The sequence below is a fragment of the Arthrobacter sp. I3 genome (genome assembly GCF_000520575.1).
GTDB classification, from domain to species: domain Bacteria; phylum Actinomycetota; class Actinomycetes; order Actinomycetales; family Micrococcaceae; genus Arthrobacter; species Arthrobacter humicola_A.
The window spans coordinates 56,925-62,504 of the sequence record NZ_KI914912.1 but is presented as its reverse complement, the minus strand read 5'-3'; the positions used below and the strand labels follow the sequence as shown (position 1 = coordinate 62,504).

3 protein-coding genes and 1 pseudogene are annotated in these 5,580 nt (G+C 67.0%); 1 reads left to right on the top strand and 3 read right to left on the bottom strand.

Annotation, left to right across the window (positions count from 1 at the left end):
* A pseudogene (locus Y706_RS28670) lies at positions 1-216 on the bottom strand (CpaF family protein); the annotation flags it as partial.
* Between the two features lie 291 nt (positions 217-507).
* On the opposite strand from Y706_RS28670, the gene Y706_RS0106905 reads away from it, so the two are divergent.
* Complete coding sequence (locus tag Y706_RS0106905) at positions 508-3,015, top strand: lysozyme (protein WP_028276026.1); 2,508 nt, start codon at positions 508-510, stop codon at positions 3,013-3,015.
* A gap of 105 nt (positions 3,016-3,120) precedes the next feature.
* Here Y706_RS0106905 and Y706_RS0106900 read toward each other — a convergent pair whose 3' ends face one another.
* On the bottom strand, positions 3,121-4,530 hold the full coding sequence (locus Y706_RS0106900) for a sugar nucleotide-binding protein (RefSeq protein WP_028276025.1): 1,410 nt from the start codon (positions 4,528-4,530) through the stop codon (positions 3,121-3,123).
* 3 nt (positions 4,531-4,533) lie between these two features.
* Positions 4,534-5,532, bottom strand: coding sequence for a dTDP-glucose 4,6-dehydratase (gene rfbB / locus Y706_RS0106895; RefSeq protein ID WP_028276024.1), 999 nt, complete (start codon positions 5,530-5,532; stop codon positions 4,534-4,536).
* Between the last annotated feature and the right edge of the window lie 48 nt (positions 5,533-5,580).

Sequence of the window (5,580 nt, the reverse complement as noted above, 5' to 3'; positions counted from 1 at the left end):
GAGCGCACCAAAGCCCGCCACAGCGTCGAAGACGAATCTCCGGGCCGACTCCAACGGGCCCAGCGGGGGCAGCGGCGCCAGGAGGGCCCGTTCGTCGTAGTCGCTTACAGCCGCCTCGACCAGGCGCCGGACTTCGCCGGACTCCCGCAGGGGGTCAAGGCCCCGCCGGCGGATCAGCTCACGGACCTCGTCCTCAACAATGCGTACAGCCTCCACCTGGACCCCCATATGACTGCCGCCCCTTTGCCGGCGCGATGGGGTTAAAACTAGGGGCGGGCAACCGGCCCGGCAAGGGGTGCCGTGGGTGCATGTGGATAACCGCCTGGTTTCAACATGACAACTTTCACTTTGGTAACACTTGAATCACTGGTCTCAGATGTCGGCCGATGTTAGGGTGAGCGCGTTAAGTCAGACATTCTCTCAGCCCGGCCAGCTCTCTTCGTAGCCCCTCGGGCGCGAGACCGTGTGGCGCGGCTCCCACAGCGTGCCATTGCCCCGGAGCGGAACATGAAGCGCACCCTATATCCCCCCACCAGCCACCGATGCCGCCGGGCAGGGGCCATTCTCCTCGCCGCCACCCTGCTGGCTATCACCGGCGTTCCGTCGCCGGCAACCGCCGTCGAGCAGCCGGCCACGCCCCCGGCGTCTGCCACGCCGTCTGCCAGCCCGTCGCCGACGGTCACGGGCACCGTTCCGGCGCCATCTGCAACGGCCCGCCCGGCCGCCACGGCCGCCCCGGCACCGGCACCGACCGCGACCGCGACGCAGGCACCGACCGCAACGCAGGCGCCGGCACCGACCGCGGCGCCGGCAGGCGGCGTCAAGGACCGGGCGGCCATGGCCGCGGCGGTCGGACCCGGTGGCGCCGAGATGGGCCAGCCCTCCGCCCGGGTCAACGCTCCGTCGCCACTTCTGAAGGCGACCACCGAGTCCGCCGCCATTGAATCGCTCACCACGCAGGGCACGTGGTCGCCGTCGTACGGGGTCAAAGGCCTGGACGTCAGCGGCCACCAGACCAGCGTCAACTGGCAAAGCCAGTGGAACATGGGGGCCCGCTTCGCCTACGTCAAGGCCAGCGAAGGAAACTACTTCACCAATGATTCCTTCGGTGCCCAGTACGACGGCGCCCGAAGCGTCGGGATGATCCGGGGCGCCTACCACTTCGCGATCCCGAACTGGTCCTCGGGAGCCGACCAGGCACGCTTCTTCGTCCAGAACGGCGGCGGCTGGAGTGCCGACGGCCGGACCATGCCCCCGGTCCTCGACTTCGAATTCAACCCCTACGCCGGCCGAACCATCAACGGCTTCTACTTCGGCAACACCTGCTACGGCATGTCCCCCTCGCAGCTGACGTCCTGGGTGCGCGACTTCGGGAACACCATGCGGGCCCTCACGGGCCGCCTTCCCGTCATCTACACCAACACGTCGTGGTGGAACCAGTGCACGGCCAACGCGGCGGGCTTCGGCGACTATCCGCTGTGGGTCGCGTCCTACCCGCTCTCCGCCACGGACAACGCCGGGCCCGTCCCCTCCAGCTGGAGCGTTTTCAGCATGTGGCAATACAGCAGCACCGGACCGTTCGTGGGTGACTCCAATATCTGGAACGGCGACTATGCCTCACTCCAGCGCTTCGCCGGGACGCCGCTGCCCACCGGGTCCTTCGACGACCTCTCCGTATCCCGCGACGGCGCCGCGGTCTCCCTGCGCGCCCGGGGCTGGTCGGTAGACCTGGCCAGGACGTCGTCCTCGATCCAGACGCACATTTACGTGACTGATCCGTCCGGGACCACCAAGGGCTACGCCTGGCAGGCCAACCAGCCCCGGCCCGATGTTGACCAGGCCCTCGGCTACGGTCCGTTGCACGGCTTCGACGGCACGGTCCGGATCACGGCTTCGGGCACGTACAAGGTCTGTGCCTACGCCATCGGGTCCTTCGGCAACACACTCCTGGACTGCAAGTCCATCAGGGCCACCGGGGTGGAGGCACCGACGGGGTCCTTCGACAGCTTCGGCCAGGTCCGCACGGCCGACAAGGTCACGCTGCAGCTCAAGGGCTGGGCAGCCGACCTCGCCAACCCCTCGGCCTCCAGCTATGCCGACGCCTACGTCACCGACCCGGCCGGGAAAACCACCGGGTACCGGATGACGGCCAACGTCGCCCGGAAGGATGTCGCGGACGCGACGGGCCTGGGGCTGGCCCACGGCTTCGACTACCAGGTCAAAGCCACCGTTCCGGGATCGTACCGTGCGTGCGTCTACGGGATCGGGCGAAACGCCAACGTGCTGCTGTCCTGCAAAACCACAAACGTCGGGGCCAACCCCGCACCCTTCGGCTCCTACGATTCGGTGTCGCTCACCCAGGCGCCCAACGCCGCGAACTTCCAGGTGAGCGGATGGGCACTGGATCCGGTGCAGCCAGGCAAGAGCGTGCCCGTGCACGTCTACGTCCAGTCGCCCAACGGAACCAACCCCGGCTACGCCTTCACCGCGAACCGCCCGCGTCCGGACGTCAACGCCGCGCTGCAGACGGTCGGTGACCACGGTTTCCAGGTCTCGGTCCCGCTGACCCGTGCCGGGAAGTACACCGTGTGCGCCTATGCCATCGGCATCGCCCCGGTCACGGCCGGCAACACCCTGCTGGGCTGCAAGTCCATCAGCGCGGCCCCGACCCCCGCCACCATGGGTTACCTGGATGGGGCCTCGATCCAGGTCGCCAGCGGCAAAGCCTCCATCAAGGCCTCCGGCTGGACACTGGATCCGTCCTTCCCCGCCTCATCGATCCCGGACCACGTCTACGTGACCTCGCCTGACGGAATCCGGAAGGGGTACGCCTTCATGGCCGACCAGAAGCGCCCGGACGTCAACCGGGCCCTCGACACGGTCGGAAACCATGGCTTCACGTCATCGGTCCCCATCACCCAGCGCGGCCAGTACCGGGTGTGCGCCTACGGCGTCGCGGTCTCGATGCTGAGCCTGAACAATTCCCTGCTGGGGTGCCAAACGCTCACCTATTAGCGGCCTTGGCTGACGCCGGACCACGCACAACGCAGACCGGCCCCCGCACATGCGGGGGCCGGTCTGCGTTGTGGTGCCTGGGGCTGACCGTTAAGGACCGTTAAATCAGGAACCGAGGTAGTCGCTCAGCCGCTCCGCCGCGGAAGGAACGGTGAACCCGGTCGCCTTGATCTTGTCCAGGTTAAGGGCGCTGTTCAGCGGCCGCGGCGAGACGGCCTTGCCCTTGAAGTACTCCTCGGTGCTCACACCGGTCACGGCTTCCCGCCGCTTTCCGGAGAGTTCGTAGACGTCCGCGGCGATGTCCGCCCAGGACTGCTGCTCGCCGTCGTTGCTGAGGTTGTAGACGCCGTACTCGGCGCCCGATTCCAGCAGGTGCCGGATGCCGGCGGCGATGTCTTCGGTGAAGCTCAGCCGCCCGATCTGGTCATCAACCACCGACGGTTCGATGCCGCGCTCGGCCAGCGAGGCCATGGTGCGGACAAAGTTGTTGCCCTCGCCGATCACCCAGCTCGTGCGCACAATGTAGTGCCGGGGCACCACACTGACGACGGCGTCGCCCGCGGCTTTGGTCTGGCCGTAGACGCCCAGCGGCGCCACCGGCTCCGATTCGTCGTGCGTGGCGCGCGTGCCGTCGAAGACATAGTCCGAGGACACGTGCACCAGGGTGAGGTCGTGTTCGACGGCGGTGCGGGCCAGCCGCGCCACGGCCGTGACGTTGACCGCCCAGGCAGCCGCGCGGCCCTCGGCCGACTCGGCGGCATCCACGGCGGTGTAGGCCGCGGCGTTGATGATCGTGGAGTAGTTCTTCCAGTTCCGTCCGGCGAAGGCGTCCTCGCTGCCGAGGTCAAACTTGTCCCGGCCGGCAAACTCAACGGACGGGTCGCCGTCGTACTGCCGGCGCAGCGCCTTGCCGAGCTGGCCGTTGGCGCCGACCACGAGGACCTTCTTCGGCGGCATCGGCGTGACGTCCGCCAGGCGCGGGTGCGCCTTGTCCTTGTCCGAGAGCTCGGCCTGGCCCAGCGGCACCGGCCAACTGATGGCCGCGGTCTCGTCGGCGAGGTTCAGGAACGTGTACTGGCCCTGGGCGTCGGCGGACCAGTGGTCGTTGACGAGGTACGTGTAGGCGGTGTTGTCCTCCAGCGTCTGGAAGGCGTTCCCCACCCCGCGGGGAATGAAGATGGCCTGGCTGGGGTCCATCTCGGCGGTGAACACGGCGCCGAAGGTCGGGCCTTCGCGCAGGTCCACCCAGGCGCCGAAAATCCTGCCGGTGGCCACGGAGATGAACTTGTCCCACGGCTCGGCATGGATGCCGCGGGTGGTGCCGGCGGATTCGTTGAACGAGATGTTGTTCTGCACCGGACGGAAGTCGGGCAGGCCAAGCGCCACCATCTTTTCCCGCTGCCAGTTCTCCTTGAACCAGCCCCGGTTGTCACCGTGGACCGGAAGGTCGTAGAGGACGACGCCGGGGATCGGGGTTTCGTGCGCTGTGAGCTTCTTCGAGAACTCGATCGACATAATCTACTGGCCTTGTTCCTTGTACTTCGCTTCCGTGGCGGCCTTCTGGGGCCGCCACCAGTCCTCGTTGTTCCGGTACCAGTCGATGGTGTCTTCGATGCCGGCCTCGAAGTTGGAGAACTGCGGCTTCCAGCCGAGTTCCTCGCGCAGCTTGGAGGAGTCGATGGCGTACCGCATGTCGTGGCCGGGCCGGTCCACCACGTGCTCGTACGCGTCCGGCGCCTGGCCCATGTGCTTGAGGATCAGTTCGACGACGTCCTTGTTGTTCTTCTCGCCGTCGGCGCCGATCAGGTAGGTCTCCCCGATCCGGCCCCCGGCGATGATCGCCAGGACAGCGGACGAGTGGTCGTTGGCGTGGATCCAGTCACGGACGTTCTCGCCCTTGCCGTACAGCTTGGGACGGATGCCGTCGATCACGTTGGTGATCTGGCGCGGGATGAACTTCTCCACATGCTGGTACGGACCGTAGTTGTTGGAGCAGTTGCTGATGGTTGCCTGCAGGCCGAAGGACCGCACCCAGGCCCGGACCAGCAGATCCGAGCCCGCTTTGGTGGAGGAATACGGGCTGGAGGGGTTGTAGGGCGTGCTCTCGGTGAAACGCTCCGGGTCATCGAGTTCGAGATCGCCGTAGACCTCGTCGGTGGAGATGTGGTGGAAGCGCTTGTCGTGCTTCCGCGCGGCCTCGATCAGGGTGTAGGTCCCGATGATGTTGGTGTCCAGAAACGGGCGCGGATCGTGCAGCGAGTTGTCGTTGTGGGATTCCGCGGCGTAGTGCACCACGACGTCGGACCCGGCAACCAGGCGCTCCACCACGGCGGCGTCGCAGATGTCGCCCTGCACCAGCGTGAACCGGTCTGCAGGCAGGCCCGCCAGCGACTCCACATTGCCCGCGTAGGTGAGCTTGTCGAGGACCGTGACGTGGTGGTCGGTGTTCTCCAGTACATAGTGGACGAAATTGGAGCCGATGAAGCCGGCGCCGCCGGTGACAAGAAGTTTCTGCATGAGGCCAGCTTACCGAAAGGCCGGTGCCGGCTCAGACCCGCCGGCGGG

What these genes read in the sequence shown, in the direction of transcription:
- Y706_RS0106905 (WP_028276026.1), top strand. Translation starts at nt 508, where the DNA reads ATGAAGCGCACCCTATATCCCCCCACCAGCCACCGATGCCGCCGGGCA.
- Y706_RS0106900 (WP_028276025.1), bottom strand. Translation starts at nt 4,530, where the DNA reads ATGTCGATCGAGTTCTCGAAGAAGCTCACAGCGCACGAAACCCCGATC.
- rfbB (WP_028276024.1), bottom strand. Translation starts at nt 5,532, where the DNA reads ATGCAGAAACTTCTTGTCACCGGCGGCGCCGGCTTCATCGGCTCCAAT.